The 23650-nt window shown below is 70.1% G+C and carries 24 protein-coding genes and 1 pseudogene; 17 read left to right on the top strand and 8 right to left on the bottom strand.

The window, feature by feature from the left end; translation table 11 throughout:
* From AB0O24_RS16545 to AB0O24_RS16570, 6 genes and pseudogenes are all read left to right on the top strand, one after another.
* Window positions 1–2061, top strand: a pseudogene (locus AB0O24_RS16545) (hypothetical protein); the annotation flags it as partial.
* On the top strand, window positions 2058–2618 hold the full coding sequence (locus AB0O24_RS16550; protein ID WP_275801464.1) for a signal peptidase I: 561 nt from the start codon (window positions 2058–2060) through the stop codon (window positions 2616–2618). The pseudogene AB0O24_RS16545 and the gene AB0O24_RS16550, both read left to right, overlap by 4 nt.
* A 92-nt stretch (window positions 2619–2710) precedes the next feature.
* Window positions 2711–3349, top strand: coding sequence for a hypothetical protein (locus AB0O24_RS16555; protein WP_275801463.1), 639 nt, complete (start codon window positions 2711–2713; stop codon window positions 3347–3349).
* Between the two features lie 10 nt (window positions 3350–3359).
* Window positions 3360–3989, top strand: coding sequence for a TetR/AcrR family transcriptional regulator (locus AB0O24_RS16560; protein ID WP_363376498.1), 630 nt, complete (start codon window positions 3360–3362; stop codon window positions 3987–3989).
* 33 nt (window positions 3990–4022) lie between these two features.
* Window positions 4023–5309 (top strand): nucleotide disphospho-sugar-binding domain-containing protein, encoded by a 1287-nt coding sequence (locus AB0O24_RS16565; protein ID WP_363376500.1) that lies wholly within the window; start codon window positions 4023–4025, stop codon window positions 5307–5309.
* Between the two features lie 188 nt (window positions 5310–5497).
* Entirely contained in the window at window positions 5498–6262 is a 765-nt protein-coding gene (locus AB0O24_RS16570; protein ID WP_275801460.1) for an SDR family oxidoreductase, read from the top strand.
* Window positions 6263–6380: 118 nt separating this feature from the next.
* On the opposite strand, the gene purD is transcribed toward AB0O24_RS16570, so the two are convergent.
* Window positions 6381–7652 (bottom strand): phosphoribosylamine--glycine ligase, encoded by a 1272-nt coding sequence (gene purD / locus AB0O24_RS16575; protein ID WP_363376502.1) that lies wholly within the window; start codon window positions 7650–7652, stop codon window positions 6381–6383.
* 153 nt (window positions 7653–7805) lie between these two features.
* Between purD and AB0O24_RS16580 the strand changes: the two genes are divergently transcribed.
* From AB0O24_RS16580 to AB0O24_RS16595, 4 genes are all read left to right on the top strand, one after another.
* Window positions 7806–8162 carry a sterol carrier family protein gene (locus tag AB0O24_RS16580; protein WP_363376504.1) on the top strand — a complete coding sequence of 119 codons (357 nt, stop codon included), beginning with the start codon at window positions 7806–7808 and terminating at the stop codon, window positions 8160–8162.
* A gap of 151 nt (window positions 8163–8313) precedes the next feature.
* Window positions 8314–9012, top strand: a complete 699-nt coding sequence (locus AB0O24_RS16585) for an ABC transporter ATP-binding protein (protein ID WP_363376506.1) — start codon at window positions 8314–8316, stop codon at window positions 9010–9012.
* Window positions 9009–11270, top strand: coding sequence for an ABC transporter permease (locus tag AB0O24_RS16590; RefSeq protein WP_363376508.1), 2262 nt, complete (start codon window positions 9009–9011; stop codon window positions 11268–11270). Before AB0O24_RS16585 ends, AB0O24_RS16590 begins: the two co-directional genes overlap by 4 nt.
* 130 nt (window positions 11271–11400) lie before the next feature.
* Entirely contained in the window at window positions 11401–11736 is a 336-nt protein-coding gene (locus AB0O24_RS16595; RefSeq protein ID WP_275801454.1) for a potassium transporter Trk, read from the top strand.
* Window positions 11737–11739: 3 nt separating this feature from the next.
* Here the strand turns inward: AB0O24_RS16595 and AB0O24_RS16600 are convergent, their stop codons facing one another.
* Window positions 11740–12351, bottom strand: coding sequence for a zinc-binding alcohol dehydrogenase (locus tag AB0O24_RS16600; protein ID WP_275801453.1), 612 nt, complete (start codon window positions 12349–12351; stop codon window positions 11740–11742).
* A gap of 334 nt (window positions 12352–12685) precedes the next feature.
* Here AB0O24_RS16600 and AB0O24_RS16605 point away from each other — a divergent pair, with 334 nt between their 5' ends.
* The 4 genes from AB0O24_RS16605 to AB0O24_RS16620 all read left to right on the top strand — a co-directional run bounded on the left by AB0O24_RS16605 (window position 12686) and on the right by AB0O24_RS16620 (window position 17742).
* Window positions 12686–13540, top strand: a complete 855-nt coding sequence (locus tag AB0O24_RS16605) for a DUF559 domain-containing protein (protein WP_307383122.1) — start codon at window positions 12686–12688, stop codon at window positions 13538–13540.
* Between the two features lie 363 nt (window positions 13541–13903).
* Complete coding sequence (gene purM / locus AB0O24_RS16610) at window positions 13904–15046, top strand: phosphoribosylformylglycinamidine cyclo-ligase (RefSeq protein WP_363376511.1); 1143 nt, start codon at window positions 13904–13906, stop codon at window positions 15044–15046.
* Between the two features lie 6 nt (window positions 15047–15052).
* Window positions 15053–16528 carry an amidophosphoribosyltransferase gene (gene purF, locus AB0O24_RS16615; RefSeq protein WP_275796280.1) on the top strand — a complete coding sequence of 492 codons (1476 nt, stop codon included), beginning with the start codon at window positions 15053–15055 and terminating at the stop codon, window positions 16526–16528.
* Window positions 16525–17742 (top strand): MFS transporter, encoded by a 1218-nt coding sequence (locus AB0O24_RS16620; protein WP_363376513.1) that lies wholly within the window; start codon window positions 16525–16527, stop codon window positions 17740–17742. Before purF ends, AB0O24_RS16620 begins: the two co-directional genes overlap by 4 nt.
* A 36-nt stretch (window positions 17743–17778) precedes the next feature.
* Here AB0O24_RS16620 and AB0O24_RS16625 read toward each other — a convergent pair whose 3' ends face one another.
* Window positions 17779–17961: a DUF3073 domain-containing protein gene (locus tag AB0O24_RS16625; RefSeq protein WP_363376515.1), complete on the bottom strand. Its 183-nt coding sequence runs from the start codon at window positions 17959–17961 to the stop codon at window positions 17779–17781.
* Window positions 17962–18124: 163 nt separating this feature from the next.
* Between AB0O24_RS16625 and AB0O24_RS16630 the strand changes: the two genes are divergently transcribed.
* On the top strand, window positions 18125–18640 hold the full coding sequence (locus AB0O24_RS16630) for a universal stress protein (protein ID WP_363376517.1): 516 nt from the start codon (window positions 18125–18127) through the stop codon (window positions 18638–18640).
* A 4-nt stretch (window positions 18641–18644) separates the two neighbouring features.
* Here the strand turns inward: AB0O24_RS16630 and AB0O24_RS16635 are convergent, their stop codons facing one another.
* From AB0O24_RS16635 to AB0O24_RS16645, 3 genes are all read right to left on the bottom strand, one after another.
* A complete protein-coding gene (locus AB0O24_RS16635; RefSeq protein WP_058597505.1) occupies window positions 18645–19250 on the bottom strand; it encodes a PadR family transcriptional regulator in 606 nt (201 codons plus the stop codon).
* Complete coding sequence (locus tag AB0O24_RS16640) at window positions 19250–20095, bottom strand: DUF4097 family beta strand repeat-containing protein (RefSeq protein ID WP_363376520.1); 846 nt, start codon at window positions 20093–20095, stop codon at window positions 19250–19252. Before AB0O24_RS16640 ends, AB0O24_RS16635 begins: the two co-directional genes overlap by 1 nt.
* Window positions 20096–20379: 284 nt before the next feature.
* Complete coding sequence (locus tag AB0O24_RS16645; protein WP_013584263.1) at window positions 20380–20544, bottom strand: hypothetical protein; 165 nt, start codon at window positions 20542–20544, stop codon at window positions 20380–20382.
* 241 nt (window positions 20545–20785) lie between these two features.
* Between AB0O24_RS16645 and AB0O24_RS16650 the strand changes: the two genes are divergently transcribed.
* Both AB0O24_RS16650 and AB0O24_RS16655 read left to right on the top strand, forming a co-directional pair.
* Entirely contained in the window at window positions 20786–21055 is a 270-nt protein-coding gene (locus AB0O24_RS16650) for a Rho termination factor N-terminal domain-containing protein (protein ID WP_058597506.1), read from the top strand.
* 4 nt (window positions 21056–21059) lie between these two features.
* A complete protein-coding gene (locus AB0O24_RS16655; protein ID WP_363376522.1) occupies window positions 21060–22025 on the top strand; it encodes a DNA topoisomerase IB in 966 nt (321 codons plus the stop codon).
* Here AB0O24_RS16655 and AB0O24_RS16660 read toward each other — a convergent pair.
* The gene (locus tag AB0O24_RS16660; RefSeq protein WP_363376524.1) at window positions 22000–22986 is read right to left on the bottom strand and encodes a cation diffusion facilitator family transporter; all 987 of its coding nucleotides are present in this window, start codon (window positions 22984–22986) and stop codon (window positions 22000–22002) included. The two genes, AB0O24_RS16655 and AB0O24_RS16660, sit on opposite strands and share 26 nt — an antisense overlap.
* Window positions 22986–23477, bottom strand: a complete 492-nt coding sequence (locus AB0O24_RS16665) for a hypothetical protein (protein WP_363376526.1) — start codon at window positions 23475–23477, stop codon at window positions 22986–22988. The genes AB0O24_RS16660 and AB0O24_RS16665 overlap by 1 nt, the downstream gene beginning before the upstream one ends.
* Window positions 23478–23650 lie beyond the last annotated feature (173 nt).

Raw genomic sequence — 23650 nt, forward strand, 5'->3', positions numbered from 1 at the left:
CGTCCTGTGCCGGTGTCGGTCCGGTGGCCGGCTGGTGTGACGATCACGCAGGTGAGCGCGGGCAGCGACTACTCCTTGGCGCTGGACTCGCAGGGAAAGGTATGGGCCTGGGGGACCGGAGGCAACGGTCGGCTGGGAAACGGCGGTGCCGAGGATGCGTTTGTGCCGGTTCCCGTGAAGTTGGCCTCCGGTATCACGATCACGCAGGTGAGCGCGGGTGCGGCGCATTCGCTGGCGGTGGATTCGTCGGGCCAGGCGTGGGCGTGGGGATCCGGCGGTCTCGGGCGCTTGGGAAACGGCGGTGCCGACGACGCGCTGGTGCCGGTTCGAGTGGCGTTGGGCGCGGGCGTCACCATCACGCAGGTGAGCGCGGGTGCGGCGCACTCGCTGGCGGTGGACTCGTCGGGGCGGGTCTGGGCGTGGGGCGACGGCAACTTCGGGCAGTTGGTGACGAACACGAAGAGATCGAACGTCCCTGTTTCAGTGCCCCTCGGCGCGAACACCGTGACGCAGGTGAGTGCGGGGTACAAGCATTCGCTGGCGCTGGACTCGTCGGGAAAGGTCTGGGTCTGGGGTGGCGCAAGCGGACGAATCGGCGACGACAGCTGGCGGGGAGCATCAGTGCCGGCGCTCGTTGCGGTCAGCGGGGATACTGCGGTCGCGTACGTGAGTGCCGGACGGGCCCCGTCGCTGTTGGTGACGTCGTCAGGAGGGTTGTGGGGGTGGAATCAGACAGTCCGTACAGGTGACGGTAGCGTCGCCGACCAGATCGTGCCGGTTCTCATCGGCAAGCGTACATTCACCCAGGTCAGCTCGAGCTACTCCCACAGCCTCGCCCTGGCATCGGACGGATCCGTCTGGGCATGGGGGTCAGGCGACAACGGCCGACTGGGCAACGGCTCCCGCAGCAGAGCACAGACGCCGGTTCCCGTCACTCCCTCATGGGGGCCCGCGGTGCGCATCACGCAGGTCAGCGCGGGATTCTCGCATTCCCTGGCGCTGGCATCGGACGGATCGGTGTGGGCATGGGGGGCTGGAGCCGACGGTCGACTGGGCAACGACACCGCGCAGGACTCGGTCGTGCCCGTTCCCGTCACCAAGACCTGGGGCACCACTGCGCGGATCTCGCAGATCAGCGCGGGTACAGAACATTCCCTGGCTGTCACTACCGACGGGGACGTCTGGGCGTGGGGGCGGGGTACGGAGGGGCAGCTGGGCAACGGCGAAGCGCAGAACTCGGCGGTTCCCGTTCCCGCGCGGAGCGGACTGCAAGGTGCCCCTGTCGGGCAGGTGAGCGCGGGCGGCAATCGCTCCCTGGCGTTGACGAAAGACGGGGCGGTGTGGGCGTGGGGGGACGGCGCCGGGGGCGGGTTGGGAGATGGCGACGCAAGCGCCCACGTTGCACGCGTGCCCAGGCCCGTGTCCTGGCCGAGCGGCGGTTCTATCCCGTTCATCCGACAGGTGAGCGCGGGACAGGGGCACTCTCTCGCGCTCACGCGCGAAGGTGTGGTCTATGCGTGGGGGATCGGTAACAACGGGCTCCTCGGCGACGGCGACGGTGCAGAGCACTCGGCCGTCCGCCCGCAACCGGTGACGAGATCGTGGGGCGACGGTGTGTCGATCGCTCAAGTGAGCGCGGGGCCCCTCTCGTCGCTCGCGGTGACGTCGAGTGGCGACGTGTGGGGTTGGGGAGGCAACGGGGTCGGGCAGCTGGGTCTCGGTGACATCAGGACCGCGTACTCCACGCCAAAGCCTATGCAGACGTCTTGGGCCTCCTCCACCTCCGCGCCGGGCATCGTGCAGGTGAGCGCGGCGCAGCTGCAGTCGATTGCCGTCGCTTCCGACGGAACGTCCTGGGCAGCGGGTTTCGACGGGTTCGGCATGCTCAAGCTGAGCCCGGGGCAGCTGAGCCCACTTCCGCCGCAGAGTTTCTCCTTCTGTGCGGCTCCGTCGACCCCTGTCGGGCGAAACTGTACGCTGCCCGGCACCGTGACGTACACCGTCTCGTACCGTTATCTCGGGTGGGCCTCGCCTGCCGCGGCCGCGGCGATCGCACGATGAACCGTACTCTGCGCGCCGCTCTCTCTCCGGTCCGCTGGATCATCGTCGCGGTCCTGCTCGCCGCTCTCGGCGGTCCGTTCGCCTACGGCGCGGTCACGCAGCAGGAGATCGTCCGCGTCGACGGCGACTCCATGGTGCCGACCTTCCACCTCGGTGACGTGCTCTTCGTCGGCCGCGCTGAGCCCGACGAGCTCGTGCCGGGCGCGATCGTCACGGTCGAGCCGCCGGGATCGGGGCGCTACACGCACCGCATCGTCGCCGTCGAGGGCGACTCGTTGACGCTCCGCGGAGACGCGAACGCCGAAGCCGACCCGATACCTGTCGCCGTCTCCGACGTGCGCGGCGTCGTTCGCCATCACCTCGAGGGCCCGCCGGCGACGGTGCTTCTCGCCGTCGACACGCTGCCGATGCGGTTGTCGCTCGTCGTGCTGCTCATCGGCTTGATCTTCCTGCCGCTCCCGGTGCGACGCGGCCGCGGCCCGGTCGCTCCGGTGGACCTCGACCACGATGCGCAGCCGACAACTCGTCGAGAGGTTCGGGCCAAAACGCTTCCGTAATTGACTTATACGCAGATATATTTAATTAACGGATCGGGATGACTCTCACCCCGCTCGCGTTTCTCGCCTCGCCTCATCGAAGGAGTCATCCAATGACCGCTCCCACCCTCAGTGTTCGCTCTTCTTCCCCTGCTTCCTCGAGCCCCTCATGGCCCCGAGCTGCCGGCATCCTGATCCTCACCGGAGGTGTGCTGCTGACCGCTGCCACCGCCCTCGAGATCGGAACCGACGTATCCTCCGAACCGGGGCCCGCCGCCGCGTTCTGGGTGCTGTTCCTCGCGAGCACCCTCGCCCACGTCGCGGCGATGTTCCCGCTCGCTCTCGGCCGCGGCGACGGTCAGGGGGCGGTCGGCTCGTCGCTCGTGGGCAAGATCGCCCTGCTGGGCTTCGGTGCCTTCTTCCTCGCGAACCAGAGCATGTACCTGCTCGCGGCCTACCTCCTGCCGACGGCCGAGCCCACCGACGGAGCGATGGCGTTCCTGTTCGCCATGAGCGCGGTCCAGGGCGTGCTGCTGCTCGTCGGAGGCATCATCGTCGCGCGTGCACGGGTGCTCACCGGCCCCGCGCGGTGGGCGATGCTCGTGCTGGCGATCATCGGCTTCGCGCTCGGTGCCGTGATCAACGCGAGCTCCGTCGAGTGGCTGACGAACGCGATGTACTTCGTGTCCACGGGCGCGCAGATCATCGCGGGACTCCTCATCGCCCGGGCCGGCGCCGCCGCAGCGAAGTAGCGTGTGGGACGTGCCCCGCAGCTATCAGTCCCCCAAGCGACAGGCCGAGGCCGCCGCCACACGCGCGAACATCGTCGACACGGCGGGTCGACTCTTCGTCCGCGACGGCTACGTCGCCACCACCATCAAGGCGATCGCCGCCGAGGCGGGGGTGTCGATCCCGACGGTGCACCTGAACGGCCCCAAGCATGCTCTGCTGATCGCCGCCTTCGAACGGACCTTCGCGGGCGACGAGGGGCGGCACTCGCTCACCGAGCGTCCCGCGCTCGTCGAGATCATGAGCGAGCCCGACACCGACACCGCGATCGCTCGCTACGTCGACTTCCTCATCGAGGCGAACCAGCGCTCCGCGGCGATCGTGCGGGCCATGCTCGCCGCGGCCGACGGCGACGCCGAGGTGCGCGTCGCCTACCTCGACCTCGAGATGCGGCGTCACCGCGACATGACGATCGGGGCCGGGTGGTTCCTGCAGCGCGAACGTATCCGCGTCGACCAGGTCGCCATTGCCGCCGACGTGCTCGGCCTCATCACGGGACCCGATCCCTGGACGCACTTCATCGTCGCCCGCGGATGGGACCTCGCCACGTATCGGTCGTGGCTCACGGCGCAACTCATCCACCTCGCCGACAATCTCGCGTGAACGCGCGGCGGGGACGTCCGGAAAGAACAGGAAATGACCTCCTCTGCCCTCATCTGCAGCATGCCCGCCGTCGGCCACGTCGGTCCGCTCCTCGTCGTCGCCACCGAACTGCAGCGTCGCGGGTGGGACGTACGCCTGCTCACCGGTGCCCGATACCGATCGATGGTCGAGGCGGCCGGCATCCGGTTCCTGGCCCTGCCGCCCGAGGCCGACACACTCGACGACATCGGAACGGGTGACGACGTCCGCGAGCGGGGACTCGCGGCGATCAACCGCGGTGTCGAGCGCGCGTTCCTCGACCCCGCAGGCCCCGCGGCCGCCGCCCTCGAGCAGATCCTGGCCGAGGAGCCGGCCGACGTCGTGCTGCACGACATGCTCTTCCTCGGCGTGCAGACCCTGTTCGGTCGACCGCGCTCCGAGCGTCCGCTCACCGTCATGTGCGGAATCACCGCCGCGGGATTCTCGAGTCGCGATACTCCGCCTTACGGTCTCGGCATCACGCCCCTGCGTCAGCCGGTGCTGAACCGTCTGCGCAATCGGGTCCTCGGCGTGACGGCGAAGGCCGTGCTGCGGCCGGTCCATCGGTCGCTGGACCTCTTCCTCGCCGGTGTCGGGGCGCCACCCCTGAACGGCGCGTTCTTCATGGACGTGCTCTCGCGCAGCGACCTGCTCGCGCACTTCACGGTCGAGGAGTTCGAGTATCCGCGCAGCGATGCGCCCGCGAACCTGCGCTTCTACGGGCCGATGCCCACCGCGTCCACACGGCCGACGCCCGCCCCGGCGTGGTTCGACGACCTAGACCCGGCTCTGCCCCTCGTGCACGTGACGCAGGGAACCGTCGCCAACACCGACTACAGCGAGGTGATCGAACCGACTCTCACAGCCCTGGCGGATCTGCCCGTCCAGGTCGCCGTGACCACCGGCGGGCGCGCCGTCGAGACGCTCCCGCCTCTGCCGGCGAACGCCTTCGCGGCGAGCTACCTGCCGTACGACGAACTGCTCGCCCGCACGAGCGTGCTCGTGACCAACGGCGGGTACGGCGGGCTCCACCACGCGATGCGCCACGGCGTGCCGATCGTCATCGCCGGCGATTCCGAAGACAAGGTCGAGACCTCGGCGCGCGTCCAGCACGCCGGAGTGGGCGTTAACCTGCGCACGGGTCGGCCGACCCCGGATGCCATCCGCTCGGCCGTTCAGCGGATCCTCGCGGATCCGAGCTATGCGGCTCGCGCCCGGGCGGTCGGCGAGGCGATCGCGGTGGCGCCGGGGGCGGCGGGGCTCGTCGACGACGTCGAGCAGATGCTCGCCGCGCGCGGCTGAACCCGGGTCGATCGCGGCCCCTCTCGCACGCGCCGTCGCGCGGAGTCCGGGCTGACTCGCCGGGCTCGCGGCATCCTGAGTCGGCCTGTCGGGCGTGAACTCCGCCGGACGGTCCGCTGCGCCACGGCCGGGTTCGTCCACCACTCCACAAACCACCCCCCACCCCGTCCCACAGAAAGAGACAGATCATGACCCACCTCTCCGGACGCACCGCCGTCGTCACCGGCGGCACCAGCGGAATCGGCGCCGCCATCGCCCACCGTCTCGCCGCAGCGGGCGCACGCGTCGTCCTCTCGGGCCGCGACGCCGAGCGCGGCGCGGCCGTCGTGCAGGCGATCTCGGACGCGGGCGGTGAGGCGCTCTTCGTCGCCGCCGACATCACGCGCGACGCCGACGTGGCCGAGCTCGCTCGGGTCGCGGCATCCGAGGGCCCGCTCGACTTCTGGTTCTCGAACGCGGGCACCGAGGGTCCGATCGGACCGATGGAGAACTGGACGCCCGAGGCCCTGCGCGAGGTCGTCGACGCGAACCTCACGAGTGTGCTGTCGGGGCTGCATCACGCCTCGACGCACATGCGGCGCGGCGGGGTCATCGTCAACACGGCGTCGTTCGTCGGAACGGTGCTGCCGGTGCCGATCGCCGTACCCTACGCCGCGGCGAAGGCGGGCGTGGTCGCGGCGGGGCGCAGCGCCGCGCCGCTGCTCGCCGAGGCCGGGATCGACGTGTTCACGCTGTGCCCCTGGGTGATCGACACCCCGATGGTCGATCGCCTCACCGGCGGTGCGCCCGACGACAAGGCGGGCTTCGCGGCCGGCTTCGCGCCGAGCGGGCGTCTCACCCCGGTCGACGACGTTGCGCGGGCCGCGGTCGATCTCGTGACCGCGCAGCCGCGCAGGGCGAGCGGCGAGGCGATCCTCGTGGATGCCGGACCGACGGTGACCGTTCTCGACTGAGCGTGGCGCGGGCACCCCGCGGTGTGTCCCGTTCTGTGCGGAATTCGGAGCGATCTCCGGCACATGGCGGGACACGCCGTGAACGGGTGGGGCGGATGCCGCGCCACCCGCGCCGACGTCAGTCCTCGGCGACCTTCGCGGCGATGTCGGTGCGGTACTGGCCACCCTCGAGGCCGATGCGCTCGAGTCCCGCGTAGGCGGCGGCGCGGGCTTCGCGGAACGTCGAGCCCAGAGCGACGACGCTGAGCACGCGCCCCCCGGTCGCCGTGAACCCGTGGTCGGATGCCGCCGTCGCGGCGTGCGCGAGGTGGACACCGTCGACCTCGTCGGCGTCGTCGATGCCGGTCAAGGGGCGACCCGTGACCGGCGCCTCGGGGTATCCCTCGCTCGCGAGCACGACCGTCACGGCGGCGGCTTCGGCGAAGGCGGGGCGCGGGCGGTCCTCGAGCGTTCCCGAGGCCGCGGCGAGCAGCAGCTCCGACAGCGGGTCGATCAAGCGCGGCAGCACGACCTGGGTCTCGGGGTCGCCGAACCGGGCGTTGAACTCGATGACCTTGATGCCGTTCTCGGTCAGGATGAGGCCGGCGTAGAGGAGTCCGATGAACGGGGTGCCCTCGGCATCCATCTCCCGGATCACGGGCTCTGCGATCTCGCGGGTGACCTGGTCGACGAACTCGGCCTCGCTGCCGAAGCGTTCGTCGAGCCACGGCAGGGGCGAGTACGCCCCCATGCCGCCGGTGTTGGGGCCCTCGTCGCCGTCGCGCAGGCGCTTGAAGTCCTGCGCGGGGCTCAACGGGAGCACGTGGTCGCCGTCGCTGAGGAAGAACAGCGACACCTCGGGGCCGGAGAGGAACTCCTCGACCAGCACCGCGCCGGTGACGAGGTAGGTCGTGGCGTGCGCGATCGCGGCCTCGCGGTCGGACGTGACAATGACGCCCTTGCCCGCGGCGAGCCCGTCGGCCTTGACGACGTAGGGCGCGCCGTACTCGTCCAGAGCTGCTTCGACGGTGGGGAGGTCGGCGGCGCGCACCGCGCGTCCGGTGGGGACGCCCGCGGCATCCATGATCCGCTTCGCGAACGTCTTGGATCCCTCGAGCTGCGCGGCCGCCTTGCCCGGACCGAAGACCGGGATGCCGTGCTCGCGCAGGGCGTCGGCGACTCCGGCGACCAGCGGTGCTTCGGGTCCGACGACGACGAGGTCGATCGCCTCGCTCTTCGCGAAGGTGAGCACCTCGGCCGGATCGTTCGGGTCGAGACCGACGAGGTGCGCGTCGCGCGCGATACCGGCGTTGCCGGGGGCGGCGAAGATCGCGTGCGATGCCTCTTCGGAGCGCAGGGCGAGGATGATGGCGTGCTCGCGCGCGCCCGAACCGAGGACCAGGATTCTCACCTGGTCAGCCTACCGAGCGGGCTCTGCGTGCGTGGCGCGCGCACGGCATGGCCGGTGCGGTTCAGTCTGCGCGGCCGGTACGGGCGCTCGCGGTCGTGCGGCCCAGCGCGGGCGCTCGAGCCGCGCGCGTGCCCCGCGAGTACCGTGGATGCCATGCCCCCACGTCGTATCGAGACCGGCGACGGTCGGGCCGCCCTCGAGGCGGTGGCCGCCGGTGACGCCCCGCGTCCTGCGACGGCGACCGCCGTGCGCTACCTCCTGCAGCTGCTCGCCGAGAAGGCCCCGGGCAACTCCGTCGAGATGCGGGTGCCGCCGTTCGGGGCCGTGCAGGTGATCGAGGGCCCTCGCCACACCCGCGGCACTCCGCCCAACGTCGTCGAGACCGACGCCGCCACCTGGATCGCCGTCGCCACGGGCCGGGAGCACTGGACGGATGCCGTCGCCGCCGGCCGCATCGTGGCCTCGGGGGTCCGCGCCGACCTGAGTGCGCTGCTGCCGTTGCGGCCGTAGGGCCGGCACCCACCGCACGATCGCCCAATATCCCCGCATCGTTCACCCGGCGAGGACGCCGGCCCGACCGCAGCATCGCGGCGCGGTCGTCGGCCATGGTCGAGGAGGGCGCCCACGGAGTGGATGGTGCCCGGACGAGGGGACGGAGCGGATGGCATCCGGAACAGGACTGCGCGCCACGGCGCTGTCGCGTGAGTACGGCACGGGAGCGACGAGGGTCCTGGCTCTCGACGACGTCTCCGTACACCTGCGTAGCGGCGGGCTCGCGGCGATCGTCGGACCATCGGGGTCGGGCAAGAGCACGCTGCTGAACGTGCTCGGTGCGATGGACACACCCGACTCGGGCCATGCCGAACTGAACGGCACCATCTTCACGGGCGCGGGCCCGCGAGAGCTCACGGAGTTCCGTCGCGACCGCGTCGGGTTCGTGTTCCAGTTCTACAACCTGCTCCCGCAGCTCACGGCGCTCGAAAACGTCGAGTTGGCGCGTCGCCTCCCCTCTCGTCACCGCGCCGACGTGCCGACGTCGATCGAACTGCTCGAGCGCGTCGGGCTGGGTGATCGTGCTGGCCATTTTCCCCCGCAGCTGTCGGGCGGGCAGATGCAGCGGGTCTCGATCGCGCGGGCGCTGGCGAAGGGGCCCGATGTACTGCTGTGCGATGAGCCGACGGGAGCCCTCGACTCGGCATCGGGGGTCGAGGTGATGGCCCTGCTGACGGACGTCGCACGTGAGGGGCGCGCGATCGTAGCGGTGGTCACTCACGACCCCGCGATCCGCGACCTCGCCGATCACATCGTCGAGATGCGCGATGGGCGGGTCGTGGCAGACTCCCGCCCTCCCGTCTCATGAGCGTCGCGGCCCTGCTGCGCCGAAAGCTCCTACGCGATCTGCGGCTCCGGGCGGCGCAGTTCGTCGCCGTGTTCGTCATGAGCGCGCTGTGCCTGGCCGTGTACGGCGGGCTCGAGGGCGGGTGGCGGGGGATGCAGGTCGAGCAAGAGCGAATGGATGCCGAGGCCCACCTCGCGGACGTCTGGATCACCGCTTCGTCAGCGTCGCCCGAACAGGTCGACGCGTTGCGGGGTCTTCCGGGGGTCTCGGATGCTGAGACCACGGGTCTGCTCGATGCGGCGGTCGTCGGTGGTCGAGGCGACCTCGTCGTGAGCGCGCTGCCGGAACGGATCGACGTCCCGGAACCGGTCGAAGGACGCCTGGACGATCTCACGGACGACCAGATCGCTCTCGACGCCGCATTCGCCGAGGCACACGCGCTTCGGGTGGGGGACACCGTGCGGCTACGGATCGCGGCGACGGATCACTCCTTCACCGTCGCGGCGTGGGTGCGGTCGGCCGACAAGGTGTCGGACACCGGAGTCGATGGTCTGTACGCGCCTGACCCGTCGAGGTACGGCTACGCCTATGTCTCGCGGCAGCAGATGCAGGCGCTCGGGCCGAGTCGCGTGTCCGTTGCCCTGGCGGGCTCGCCCGAGCGGATCATGGCGGGGGCGCCCGGGCTGCTCGGGGCCGACCGACTGGCCATGTACGACCGGTCCTCTCAGCCGGGAGTGGTGGGGCTGACCGACCGCATTCGACAGATCAGAAGTCTGTCGCTGTTGTTCCTCGGTTTGTTCCTGGCGGTCGCGATGCTCGCGATGTTCACCTCGATGCGGCGACTGGTCGACATGCAGCAGCGCGACATCGCCACGCTGAAAGCGCTCGGCGTCACCGACACGCAGCTGCGCCGGCACTACTCCCAGTACGCCATCGTCGTCGCCGCGGGCGCCCTCGTCGGCTTCGCGTTCGCTCCCGTGCTCTCGCTGTTCGTCTTGCGGTCGCAGCGGTCGAGCTTCGGATTGGTCGCCTGGATTCCGGCGTACACCCCAGCGCCCCTGGCGCTCGCGGTCGCGCTGGTCGCGGGCGCGTCGGTCGTGTCGGTCGTCGCCACTCGCGCGGCGCGGCGCACGGACCCTGCGGCGGCGATGCGCGGCGGGGCCGCGACGACTCGGCGCGTCTTCCCTCGGCTTCGGCGAATGTCACCGCTGAACGCGTGGGGCCTGCGCGAGATCGCGACAGCGCGTGGGCGCCTGCTCACTGCACTTGCCGCGACGGTCGGGGGCACCACCCTTCTCATCGCGGGATTCGGGATGCCGGATTCCCTGCACCATCAGGTCGCCCGGTCCTTCGATTCGCAGTACCTCTTCGACGCGCAGGCGCGGCTCTCTCCGGGCGCATGGTCACAGCAGGGCGAGGCCCTGGCATCCGGAATCACCGACGTTCAGTGGCAGATGTCCTTCGTCATGCCAGGCGACGGCCTCGCAGGGGGCGAAGCCGTCAACGTCCTGTCGGACGGCGACCTCTACCGCCTGCCGGACGGTGATGCCGGCGTCGCGCTGCCCGCCGACGGTGCGCTCGTGAGCGCCGCGCTCGCCGATGCACGCGGGATCGCGATCGGCGATGAGGTCACGGTTCTTCCGCCTGGCTCCGCGACGGGGGTCGCCGTCATCGTGCGCGGGGTCACTGACGCGGGAGAGCCTCAGGGGCTCTTTCTCTCGCGGTCTGCGTGGGAGCGCGCGGGCGGCGTCTTCTCGCCGAACGCGCTGCTGGCGCGCGGGGCTGAGGCCGCCGAGGTGCTCGAGGGCCGGCCCGGAATCGCGAGTGTCCTGACACATGACGACCGGCGCGCGAACGCTGAGCAGGTGATCGACGGCCTCGGCGATGTTTTCGCGCTCATCAAAGGGTTCGGGCTGCTGCTGACCATGGTCGTGCTGGTGAACTTGGGCGCTCTGGCCTTCGCCGAACGCACCCGCGACTACGCGACACTCGCCGTGCTGGGGGTGCGTCCGCGCGAGATCCGCGCCCTCCTCTTGCGCGAGAACGTCGCCATCACCGTCGCCGGCGCGCTCATCGGCATCCCCGCCGGTATGGCTTTTCTGTCGGCGTACCTGGCGGTGTTCCGCACAGATCGCATCGTGTACGCGTCGGCCGCGTCGCCGGTCGCCACCGCGTGGTGCGTCGTGATCGTCGTGGGGTGCGGCCTGAGCGCATCGTTCCTGCTGGCGCGCCGTCTGCGTCGGGTCGACGTGCTGGGGGCGTTGAAGGGTGCTGAGTAGTCCTGATCACCTGATCCCCGCTCCACGGGGTAACGGGTGTCGGTGTGGAGGGTTCGACTCTCGGAGCGATCGCTGCTCGATGCGTAGGCACCGCGCCCCGTCATCCGCGCGGGGGTGGGACAATGGACTCATGGCCGAGCAGCCCGCCCCCGAACGACCGTCCTTCTCTCGCGATGAGATCGAGACGGCCAGCGTTCGCCGCGCGCCCAAGTACGGCGTCTTCCTGGCCGCGGGCGCGTTCGTCGGCATCCTGGTCGCCCTCATCCTGACGTTCGCGATCGACAGCACCGATGTCAGCCCGTACACGCAGGTCGTCTACTCCCAGCTGCAGGTGTTCGGCTTCACCGCCTTGATCTGCGTGGTCGTCGGTGTGACGGTCGCGGCCATCGTCGCGTTGATCTTCGAGCGCGTCCTCGGCGGACGCACCCGCCAGGTCATCGTCGACCACGAGCAGCACGGGGTCTGACCTTCAGGCGAGCTCCGCGATGATCGGGTGGATCGCGGAGTCGAACGCCGCCACGTCTCCGCGCAGACCGTCGGTCACAGCGACCGTGAGCGAGCCGATCCACCACACTCCGCGCTGAGTCAGCGGCAGGATCTGCACGTTGAGCTCGAACGAGTGCGCCCGACGGCCCACGGCGCGTTCGTGCGCAGCGATCGCGCTGGCGTAGGCGCGATACGACACCCCCGGTCGCGCCGCCGTCTCGCGCGCATACCGTCGATGAGCCTGCTGCGCGAAGTCGGTGGCCTCGTCGGCGAAGGGCGACGCGGCTTCGCGCAGCGCCTCCGCGCCCTCAACCGGAAGCGTGACCAGCCCGTCGAAACCCTCCACCAGCTCGAGAGGGACGGGGGAGGGATGCGCCTGCGGCTCCACCGTCAACGCCCAATAGGCCCGCCACTGTCTCTCGAGCTCCGACTGAGCGGCATCCGTCCTCGTCGTCTCCGCGGCGGCGGGCACGCGCCGCAGGGAGGGCAGATCGTCGGGAGAACGGATGCCGAGCACCTGACGCAGGTAGAGCGCGACGAGCACCGGTGACCCCGCGTCCTCGCGGATCACCCACTCGGGCTGGCCTGCCGTCATGGCGTCATTGTAGGGACGGTCTCGACGGTGGGGGATGGGCCTTGCGGCGGGCGCGCTCCCCCGGGAGGAACTTCAGGGAGCGGAGGGCGCCGCAGCTTCAGCCGCTCCTCCCGTGGCCGAATCTCCTCCCATTGCCGAGTCTCGGCCTTCTCCTGTGGGAGGGGAGGTGATTCCGGGGCAGGAGGATCTCTGGCCCTAGGGTGTCCTCCCGTCGCCGAATCTCCTCCCGAACGGCCGGCACCCACCCGTAGCACTGCTTCTCCCCACCCCCACTTCTCCACAGGCTGGGATGCTGTTCCCGCGGGCGCGCTTCGCAATCCGGCACGCTTCCCGGATGAGCGCTCGACTATCCCGCCGCATCGAAGTCCTCCAGGCCCGGGTGCGTGCCCTGGAAGGGGTCGTCGCGACGACCCGCCTGCTGCGAGAGGGAACGTCCGTCGACACGATCGCGGCGGCCGTCCGCAGCGGTGCTGTGCTGCGGGTGCGTCGGCGATGGATCGCTCTTCCCGATGCCGATGCTCACCTCCTTTCAGCCGCGCGTGGCGGCGTGACACTCGCGTGCGCCACCGCTGCAGCCCGGCACGGGTTGTGGGTGTTCGATCAGAACCACGTCCACGTCGCGGCACCCGCCCACTCCGGGCGGATCTCCGTATCGGCCGGAACTCGCGTTCATCGCTCGCGCCCTCTCATCCAGCGGCATCCGGAGGATCTGGTCGACGGTGTGGTCAATGTGCTCGGTGTGGTGAGCGGGTGCCTCCCACCGGAACAGGCGCTCGCGATCTGGGATTCGGCGCTCAACAAGGGGCTCGTCACGCTCGACGAGATGCGTCGTTATCCCCTCAGGGGCCGCGCGCTCGAGCTCGCGGAACAGGCGACGCCGCTCGCGGACTCCGGCCTGGAGACCTTCCTCCTCGTTCGCCTGAGATGGCTTCGCCAGAGGCTGTGCCCGCAAGCGTGGATCCTCGGCCGTCGTGTGGACCTGCTCATCGGTGAGCGGCTCGTCGTGCAGGTCGACGGTGGGCACCATGTCGGCGCGCAGCGCGAAGCCGACGTTCGACACGACGCCCTTCTCGCGCTGAACGGCTACCACGTCATCCGCGTCGGGTACCGCCAGATGGTCGACGACTGGCCCTCGGTCCAACTGATGATCGTCCAGGCGATCGCGCAGGGGCTGCACCGCGCTCGTTGAGGCGGAGGTGCCCTGGCCTGGTGGCTTGCTCGGCCCTGTCCCTGGGAGGGAGGGGATTCTGGGAGGGGAGGATGCCTGGCCGTCGGGGGTCCTCCCGTGGCTGATTCTCCTCCTGGGGTGGGTGCTCGGCCCGTCCCGGAGTGGCCATCCCCCTGGCCTGGTGGCTTGCCCGGTTATCTCCCCAACGGCAACCAGTGTCTGGGAGGGGAGGGGATTCTGGGAGGGGAGGATGCTGGGGCGCTGGGTGTCCTCCCGTCGCTGCATCTCCTCCCGTCGCACGCAACCGCTCCGGCGTCCGGCCCCGCAACCGGCCCGCGCCCCACCCGGACGCCCGCACACAGCAGCCCCGGGTAGTCTGTTCCGGTGGCCTCCGCTCCCCACGAGAACCCCTATTCCGCTGCCGGCGTCGACACTGCCGCCGGAGACCTCGCTGTCGAACTGATGAAGTCGGCCGTGCGCCGCACCCACGGGCCCGAAGTGCTCGGTGGCGTGGGCGGTTTCGCCGGCCTCTTCGACGCCTCGGCGCTCCGCGACTACGCCAAGCCGCTGCTCGCGACCAGCACCGACGGTGTCGGTACGAAGGTCGCGATCGCGCAGGCGATCGACAAGCACGACACGATCGGCGAAGACCTCGTCGGCATGGTCGTCGACGACATCGTCGTGGTGGGCGCGCGTCCGCTCTTCATGACCGACTACATCGCGTGCGGCAAGGTCGTGCCGCAGCGCATCGCCGACATCGTCGCGGGCATCGCGCGCGGCTGCGCGGCCACGGGCACCGCGCTCGTCGGCGGCGAGACCGCCGAGCACCCCGGCCTGCTCGGCATCGACGACTACGACGTCGCCGGAGCGGCGACCGGCGTCGTCGAAGCCGACCGCGTCCTGGGCGCCGACCGCGTCCGCCCGGGCGACGTCGTCCTCGCTCTCGCGTCGAGCGGCCTGCACTCCAACGGCTACTCGCTCGTACGCCACATCATCACCGGCGCCGGCATCGCGTACGGCTCGGCTTCGGCCGACCTCGGCGGCACCTGGGGCGAGGCGCTCCTCGAGCCCACGCGCCTGTACACCTCGCCGCTGCTGCGTCTGCTCGACGACGCGGCCGTCGGCTTCGGCATCCATTCGCTCAGCCACGTCACCGGCGGCGGCATCGCGGCGAACCTCGCGCGCGTGCTGCCCCAGAACACGTGGGTCGACCTCGACCGCTCGACGTGGAGCCCCTCGCCGGTGTTCCGCGTGCTCGCCGACATCGGCGATCTCGAGCTCACCGCGACCGAGGGCACCTGGAACCTCGGCATCGGATTCCTCGCCGTCGTCTCGCCGGAGGTCGCGGATGCCGCGATCGCGGCGCTCACGGCCGATGGCATCGCCACGTGGCAGGTCGGCGTCGTCCGCGACGACCAGCGCCCCGAGGGCGACTACGAACAGGGCGCGAAGGGCGTCGACGGAGGCGCCGTGCGCCTGGTCGGCTCGTACGCGGATGCCGGTCACCCGGCGAATGGAGCGAAGTAACACCCCATGTGCGGCATCGTCGGCATGGCCGGGCAGGGCCCGGTCAACCAGGAGATCTACGACGCGCTCCTCCTTCTCCAGCACCGGGGACAGGACTCGACGGGCATGGCCACGGCCGAGTCCAGCGGCGTCTTCCACATCCACAAGGCCCGCGGCCAGGTGCGTGAGGCGTTCCGCACCCGCGACATGCGCGCCCTCCTCGGCGACATCGGTCTCGGCCACGTGCGCTACGCCACGAAGGGCACGGCCTCCAGCGAAGAAGAGGCGCAGCCCTTCTACGTCAACGCCCCCTACGGCATCGTCCTGGTGCACAACGGCAACCTCACCAACACCCGCGAGCTCACGAGCGAGCTGTTCCACAAGGACCGCCGGCACCTGAACACCAGCTCCGACACCGAGCTGCTGGTGAACATCCTCGGCTCGGAGCTGCAGTCCGAGATCACCGGCCCCGACCTCGACCCCGCTCAGGTCTTCCGCGCGGTCGGTCGTGTGCACGAGCGCGTCGAGGGCTCCTACGCCTCGATCGCCCTCATCGCCGGCTACGGTCTGCTCGCGTTCCGCGACCCGTTCGGCATCCGTCCGCTCATCCTCGGCAAGCGCCCCGCGCCCGAGGTACCCGGGGGTGAGCCGCGCGACGAGTGGATCGTGGCATCCGAGTCGCTCGTGCTCGAGAATGCCGGCTTCGAGGTCGTCCGCGACGTCGAGCCCGGAGAGGCTGTGTTCATCAGCCTCGACGGCACGCTCCACGCTCAGCAGTGCGCGAAGAGCACGATGCTCGCGCCGTGCTCGTTCGAGTACGTCTACCTCGCGCGTCCGGACTCGGTCATGAACGGCGTCTCGGTGTACGAGACGCGCTTGCGCATGGGCGAGCGCCTGGCCGACACCGTCGCGAAGTACACCCCCGCCGGGTCCATCGACGTGGTCATGCCCATCCCCGACTCGGCGCGACCGGCGGCGATGCAGGTCGCCCGCAAGCTCGGCATCGAGTACCGCGAGGGCTTCTACAAGAACCGCTACGTCGGCCGGACGTTCATCATGCCCGGGCAGGCCGTGCGCAAGAAGAGCGTGCGCCAGAAGCTCAACGCCATGTCGACCGAGTTCCAGGGCAAGAACGTGCTGCTCGTCGACGACTCGATCGTGCGCGGCACGACGAGCCGCGAGATCATCCAGATGGCTCGGGATGCCGGGGCCAAGAGCGTCACGTTCGCCTCGGCGGCTCCTCCCGTGCGTTTCCCGCACGTGTACGGCATCAACATGCCCTCCCGCCACGAACTCGTCGCGCACGGACGGACGATCCCGGAGATCGCCGAGGAGCTGGGCTGCGACTACCTCGTCTACCAGGAGGTCGATGACCTGAAGGCGGCGATCATGGAGGGCACCGACCTGGTCGACCTCGACATGAGCTGCTTCGACGGTCGCTACGTCACCGGCACCGTGTCGGAGGAGTACCTGGCCTGGGTCGAGGGCAGCCAGGAGTCTTGACTCCGCGCCGCGCGGGGACCGTCGCGCTCGCCGCGGCAGCGATCCTCCTGCTCGCGCTGACGTTGCGCATCGCTGTCGCCTCTTTGTCGCCGCTGCTGATCGTCATCGAGCGCGATTTCCCCCTCCCGGCCGCCGTCGTCGGCCTCATCGGCATGGCGCCGCCCGTCGCCTTCGCGATCTCGGGCTTCGTGACTCCCGCGATCGAGCGACGCGTCGGTCTCGAACGGCTCGTGCTCCTCGCGGCAGTCGTCGCGGCGGTCATGCTGGCGATGCGCGCGATCGCCGTCGATGCGATCACCTTGCTCGCCGCGACCGCCGGGATCTTCGCGGCGGTCGGCGTCGCCAATGTGCTGCTGCCCGCGGTGGTGAAGAAGTACTTCCCCACCCGCATCGGCCTGATGACGACGATCTACACGACCACCATGGCGGTCGCCACCTTCATGCCGCCGCTGGTTGCCGTGCCGCTGGCCGAGAGCGTCGGGTGGCGCGGCTCGTTCACGCTCTGGGCGGCGGTCGCCGTGGCCGCGGTGGTGCCGTGGGTCGCGATGAGCCTGCGCGCCCGGGCGGCGCGCGCCGACATCATCGAGCAGCCGAAGACCTCCGTGCTGTCGCGCGTGATCCGCGTGCCGCAGACGTGGGCGCTGGCGGCGACGTTCGGGGTGAACTCGTCCGTCGCCTACGGACTCTTCGCGTGGTTGCCGCCGCTGGTGATGGGCGTCGCCGGGGTGGACGCCGCCGAGGCCGGCCGATTGCTCGCCCTGTTCTCGTTCATGGGCTTGCCGGTCTCGCTCGTCGTTCCGCTCTTGGTCGTGCGGGCGCGCAGTGTCGCCCCGTTCTACGTCGTCGCCGTGGTCGGCGGTCTCGCCGGGGTGGCGGGGCTGCTCTTCGCCCCCGCGGCCGCGACGACGCTGTGGGTGGTGCTGATCGGCATCCCGCCCCTGATGTTCCCCATGGCGCTCGTGCTCTTCGGCCTGCGCACGCGGTCGCACGACACCGCGGTCGCGCTGAGCGGGTTCGTCCAGAGCGTCGGCTACGGGATCGCCGCGCTCATGCCGCTCGCCCTCGGCGTCACCCACGAGGTGACCGGCGGATGGACGGCCGGTCTGATCGTGCTCGGCGTTGTCATCGCGTGCGTGATCCCCGCCGGAATCGTCGTCTCACGCGGAGAAACGATCGAGGAAGCCTGGGAGCGCCGCTACGGCACCGCCTGGTGACAGCCGCGGATGCGGCCGGTGCAGGGCGCTGAGGCCCTACGCCTTCTCGTCTTCGTACTCGTCGGAGTACTCGTCCGCCCACTTGTCGACGTACGTGTCTTCACCCGGTTCGGGTGCGCCGAGTTCGCGCTCGAGCGCTGCGTAGTTCACCGAATAGGTGTCGTACTTCAGCTCACGGGCGATCTTGGTGTGCTTCGCCTTCTGACGGCCACGCCCCATGCGAGACCCCCTCACGATCGACATCGCAGGCCGTGCTCAGGGCCCTGCGTATTGCGGTTCCGGACCGAGCCGGTAAGAGTAACACCCAGGATATCACGGTGCCCCTCGACCCCGACCGTCGGCGGTCCGCGCGGGGGTTCACCGGCGACGAGGGGAGAACGGAATGAGCGACCACGAGCCGTCGGCTGTGGCATCCGGAGCCGTCATCGCGGGGGTCGTACCCGGGCAGTCGCCCCGCGTCGTGCACGAAGCCGCGCGGTACGCCGTACTGGCGGGCGTCGAACTGATCGTGGCGCACGTCGACACCACGCGGTTCGTCGCCTTCGAGGATCCGGACGGGTACGTGAACTCGGCGACCCTCGACGTCGCGGGCGAGGTGGCGCGGGCTGCGCTGGCCGAGGTCGAGAAGGATGCGGCGGTCGCCCTCGCAGGAAATCCCGTGACGTGGTCGGTGCGGCAGCTGATCGGCGATCCCGCGCTGTCGCTGATCCAGCTCGCCGACGAGGTGGGTGCGTCGTTGCTCGTCGTCGGCACCCGCAAGCGCGGACTGGGCGAGTCGCTCCGCGAGTTCCTGACCGGGTCGGTCGCCGCCCGGCTCTCGCACCGGCAGCACCGTCCGGTGCTGGTCGTTCCGCTGGGAGAGCCGGTCGGCGCCCACGAGGATCTGCCCTGGGAGTGAGGCGTCAGCCCTGCATCGCGCGCGCGACCGACTCGGACGCGTGACGCAGCGCCGCCTCGATCTCGTCGACTCCGGATGCCGTGAGCTCGCCGCCGCGGGCCACGTGCGACCGCAACTCCGAACGGACGCGTCCGCGGAACTCGGTGATCGCGGCATCCGCGCGGTGCAGCTGCTCGCGCGTCCGGGAGCGCGCGTCGTCGACGGGGGTCGTCTCAGCCTGCTCGCGTTCCTCACGGGACGCGGCGGCGAGATCGGCGCGGAGGCTGCGCATGGCATCCCGGACGCTCCCACGCACCTCGTCGGCGATGAGGCGCACGCTGTCGGCCAGGTCGGCCTGGATGCCCTCGAGGTCGCCCGTGCGGGCCGCGACCTCGGCGCGTCCGGCATCCGTGATCTCGTAGACGGTCTTGCGTCCGTCGACGGTCTTCGTGACGAGGCCCTCGTCCTCGAGCTTCGCGAGGCGCGGGTAGATCGTTCCGGCCGAGGGGGAGTAGGTGCCTCCCGTGCGGTCGGACAGGGCCTGCATGAGGTCGTATCCGTGGCGCGGGGCCTCGTCGAGAAGGCTCAGGATGTACAGGCGCAGGCCGCCGTGCGAGAAGACCGGGCTCATCACCATTCCTCCTCTCCGGCGAGTTCCTCGGGGCGGAGCCCCGAGATGCCGCGGCGCAGCACCGTGATCTCTCCCGAGACCGTGTTGGCGCGCACGTCGACGAAAGATCCGGCGAGGGTGCCGGTCGAACCCGTGTAGTTGGTGGGGCCCGAGCCCGAGCGGACGTGTCCGTCGATCTGCACGCGCCCGCTCACCGAGCGGGAGACGTAATTGGCGGGCAGGCCGCGGTCGAGGCGGATGGTGGCCGCGCCGTTGACGGAGTTGAGCGCGATCGACTGCACGGGGCCGGTGGAGTCGACGAGCATCGCGCCCGAGACCGTGTCGATCGACGCCTTCGTCACGGCGCCGGTGACGGTGACGTCGCCGGAGACACTGTTGGCGCTCAGTGCACCCTCGAGCTCACGCACCTGCACGTCGCCCGAGACCGCGTTCGCGCTCACGTCGCCGACCAGGCCGTCGACGATGATGTCGCCGGACACCGTGTTGAGGCGGGCGTCGGTACGCAGACCCGAGACGAGGGCGCTCGCGCTCACGACGCCGAGGGTGAGGGCGACCGAGCGCGGCACGGCCACGCTCACCTCGGCCTTGGGGCCGCCGGCGCCGAAGTTGCGGAACACCTCGAGGAAGTTGTCCCAGCGCAGCTGCGGGTGGTCGATCTCGAGGCGGCCGTCGGTCATCTCGATGCGGAGGTCTTTGACCGTGACGCCGTGCACCTCGATCCGAGCGCTCGGGTCGTCGTGCGCGATCACGTCGATCTGGCCGCCGACGAGGCCGATCTTCAGCTCGCGTACGTCTTCCAGGTCGATGACGCGCGTCTCGCCGGGGTGGACGATCCATTTCTCCATGGCGGGCTCCTCTCTCGCGATATATCGCGTTCGGGAACAGTATCGAGATATATCGCGTTTTCGTCAACCCTCGTGGCAGGGTTCCGGTGGCTTCGACAGGCTCAGCCACCTGGGGTGCGGCGGCCCCTGCGCGCGCCAGCAGAGGTCCCTGAGCTTGTCGAAGGGACCGGGTTCCCACGCCAAAGACGGATGCCACGCGCTCGATGAGCACGTGGCATCCGGGGCGGGAGGACCCGCCGGAGGGGAGGTGACGCGCACCCGAAACGCGTCGACCTCTCAGGGGGTCAAACGGGCTTGCGTCCGCTGATCAGGCGGAACAACAGCACGATGAGGGCGATGAGGCCGACGATGATCGCGACCCACAGGAGGAAGCTGGCGGCCTGGCTCATCCCGCTCACGATGGCGATGACGATCGCAGCCACGATGATGATGATGAGGAAGATGTTCATGGGGGGCTCCTTGCTGTTCACCGCGTCACGACGCGGCACCCTGGCGAGTGGTTCTTCAACCGTGTCACTCGGTCAGCGGAGCGGGAGGGGGTTGACGCGCCTGGGAAAACGCTGTTAGCCGGGCTCGCGCGATAACAGATCGGCCGCGCCGCGCCGACGGGATCGCCGAGGCGGTGTCAACCCCGATCAGCCGTGCGCAGCGGTGGTCGTAGCGTCGGTGGTCCGACGGAAGGAGACGACCATGCCCCAGGGGCGAGGATCCAACAGTCTGAAAGACCCGGAGCTCTACGAGGAGCTGCGCAAGCAGGGCGACTCGAAGGAGAAGGCCGCGCGCATCTCGAACGCGGCAGCGGCCCAGGGCCGTGGCAAAGTCGGTGAGAAGGGCGGCCACGCCGAGAACTACGAGGACCGCACGGTCGACGAGCTGAAGAAGCGCGCGAAGGAGCTCGGGATCACCGGCTACTCGGGCAAGAAGAAGGCGGAGCTGATCGACATGCTCCGCAACCACTGACCCGATGCCGCGGCTCATCCGCGTCCGGCCCTACGAGGACCCCGGGTTCCGCCGCGTGCGCTCGGGGTCGGGCTATCGCTTCGTGGACCATACGGGTGCCCCGGTGCCTGAGCGCGAAGCCGAACGCGCGCGGAGCCTCGTCATCCCGCCGGCCTGGCGGGAGGTGTGGATCGCGACACAGCCCAACGCGCACATCCAGGCCGTGGGAACCGACGAGGCCGGGAGGCGCCAGTACACCTATCACGCCGACTGGTCGAAGCGGCAAGACAAGGGGAAGTTCGCCCGTGCCCTTCAACTAGCCGAGGCCCTCCCGCGGGCCCGCGCCCGGGTGACCCAGTCCCTGCGTCGGAGCGACATCGACCGCGAGCGGGTCTTGGCCGTGTCGTTCCGCTTGCTCGATCTGGTCGCGCCGCGCGTCGGGAACGCGCGGTACTTCGTCACGAACGGAAGCCGCGGCCTGACAACTCTCCAACGCAGGGATGCCACGGTCGAGGGCGACCTCATCCGGCTCTCGTTCCCCGCCAAGAGCGGCAAGCGCGCCGACCTTCGTGTCCGCGATGCGGAGTTGGCATCCCTCATCGAAGAACTCGCACTCGGCCGCTCGCGCGCTGCGCTTCTCAGCTACAAACGGGGGCGGCGGCGTGTGCCACTCACCCCCGGGGACGTGAACGCGTACGTCCGCTCCCTCACGGGCGGACCGTTCAGTGCGAAGGACTTCCGGACGCTGCGCGGAACGATCCTCGCGGCGGAGGCGCTCGCGAAGGTCGGAGCCACGGGCGGCAAGAACGAACGCAAGAAGGCCGAGGTCGCGGCGGTTCGCGCAACGGCCGAGGCGCTCGGCAACACCCCCGCCGTGGCGCGGTCGAGCTACATCGACCCGCGCGTCTTCTCGCTGTACCGCAAGGGGCGCACGATGGAGTTGGGCGGCTCGAAGGATGCCGCGATCAGGCGGCTGATCCTCGGGGAGTGATCGCGTCGACGACGTCGGGCAGCTCGGGGACGGGGACCACCACGACGTCCTGAATCTTCCCGTCCAGGGCGACGCAGCCCTCTCGGGCGTTCTCGATGTCGGCGAGCGCGATCTTGCGGCGATGGGGGATGACGAACGCCTCGATGTGGAACACATGCCCCTCGTCACGCACACGGCTCCCCGCCTCGCGCACCCACGGGAGCCCGGCGAGGTACTGGTCCACCCGGTCCACGAGAGGGTGCGGGTGGGCGTCGTCGAAGGTCGTCGCGCGCGCGTCCATCAGATCGACGACGGCGGCGCGCAGGTTGCCGACGCCGTCGTGGACGATGCTCCCGGCGATGAAGATCGCCGCCGCGGCATCCATCCACCACAGGCCCACGCCGATCCCGAGGACGCCCACGATCGTGCCGACCGAGGTCATCCAGTCGGCCTTGTTCATGTCGGCGTCGGCGTAGAGAACCTTGTCGTGCAGCTCGCGGGCGAGACCGAGCTTCATTCGACCGACGATGACCGGCGGAATGCCCGTGACCGCCATCACCGCGATCATCAGCCAGCCGAGCCAAATCGTGACGCCGAAGAGGTTCACGGTGCCGATCGTGGGGTGCTCCGCGGTGAGCAGGCCGATGCCGGAGTCGACGATGAGGAACAGGCCCATCGCGGTCAGGGCGACCGCCGCGACGAGGTGGCCGATCGCAACCGAACGATGGAAGCCGTAGGGGTGGCGGACGGTGGGTCTGCGCCGCGCCAGACGCACGGCGATCAGGAACGCGATCGGGGGGATGAACGAGAGCAGGTCCTCGATCCAGGCCGCCTTCATCGCCTGCGAGTTGCCGAGGACGAGGAAGACGAGGGTGGCGGTCACCGCGAGGAACGCGAGTGTGACCCACTCGAGACGGATCGCGCGGCGCAAAACCTGAGCCTGTCGCTCGGGGAGCTCGGTGTGGCCGAAGCGCGCGATCATCAGCCGACTCCCTCGGTGGCGGCTTCGTCGGTCAAGAAGGTCTCGAGCCGCGAGACGAAAGCGTTCTCGCCGAGCGGGACGAGCATGACGAACTTCGCGGTCGACCCATCGTCGAGGGTGACTTCGCCGTAGGGACGCGTCATCCCGGCCCGCTCCGTCCACGGGGTCTCGTCGGTCAGGCCGCCGGCGACGACGTCGAGATCGCCGTTCTCGAGGCCGCGGACGAGCGCCTCCTCGGAGCCGACGGTCCAGTCGACCTCGGCATCCATCGAGGTGGCGAAGTCGGTGAGGGCATCGACCTCGCTGCCGCTCGGCAGGTCACCGTCGATGCGGACGAAGTCGCCGTTCGGGGAGACGCCGGCGTGCAGAACTCCCCCCTCGACGCGGTCGAGGGTGCCCTGCGGGTCGGCCGGGATCCGGATGCCGCAACCCGCGAGCAAGAGGACGCTCAGGGCCGCGACGACGACGGCCACGGGTCTCGATCTGGGCATGACTCCGCCTTCCGTTGAGTGGACGCCGGGATTCTGCTCCGTCCGGGGCCGGCGCGTCGCGGGGGTTGCGCGCGTCGCTTCTCCCTCCCTCGGGCGCGCCCCCGCGCCGCGCCCGGGCGTTGAGTGTCCAAGACACGCCGCAACGCGATGACCCGTTACGGCGTGTCTTGGAC

It is taken from the genome of Microbacterium sp. NPDC086615 (assembly GCF_040686055.1).
Lineage (GTDB): Bacteria > Actinomycetota > Actinomycetes > Actinomycetales > Microbacteriaceae > Microbacterium.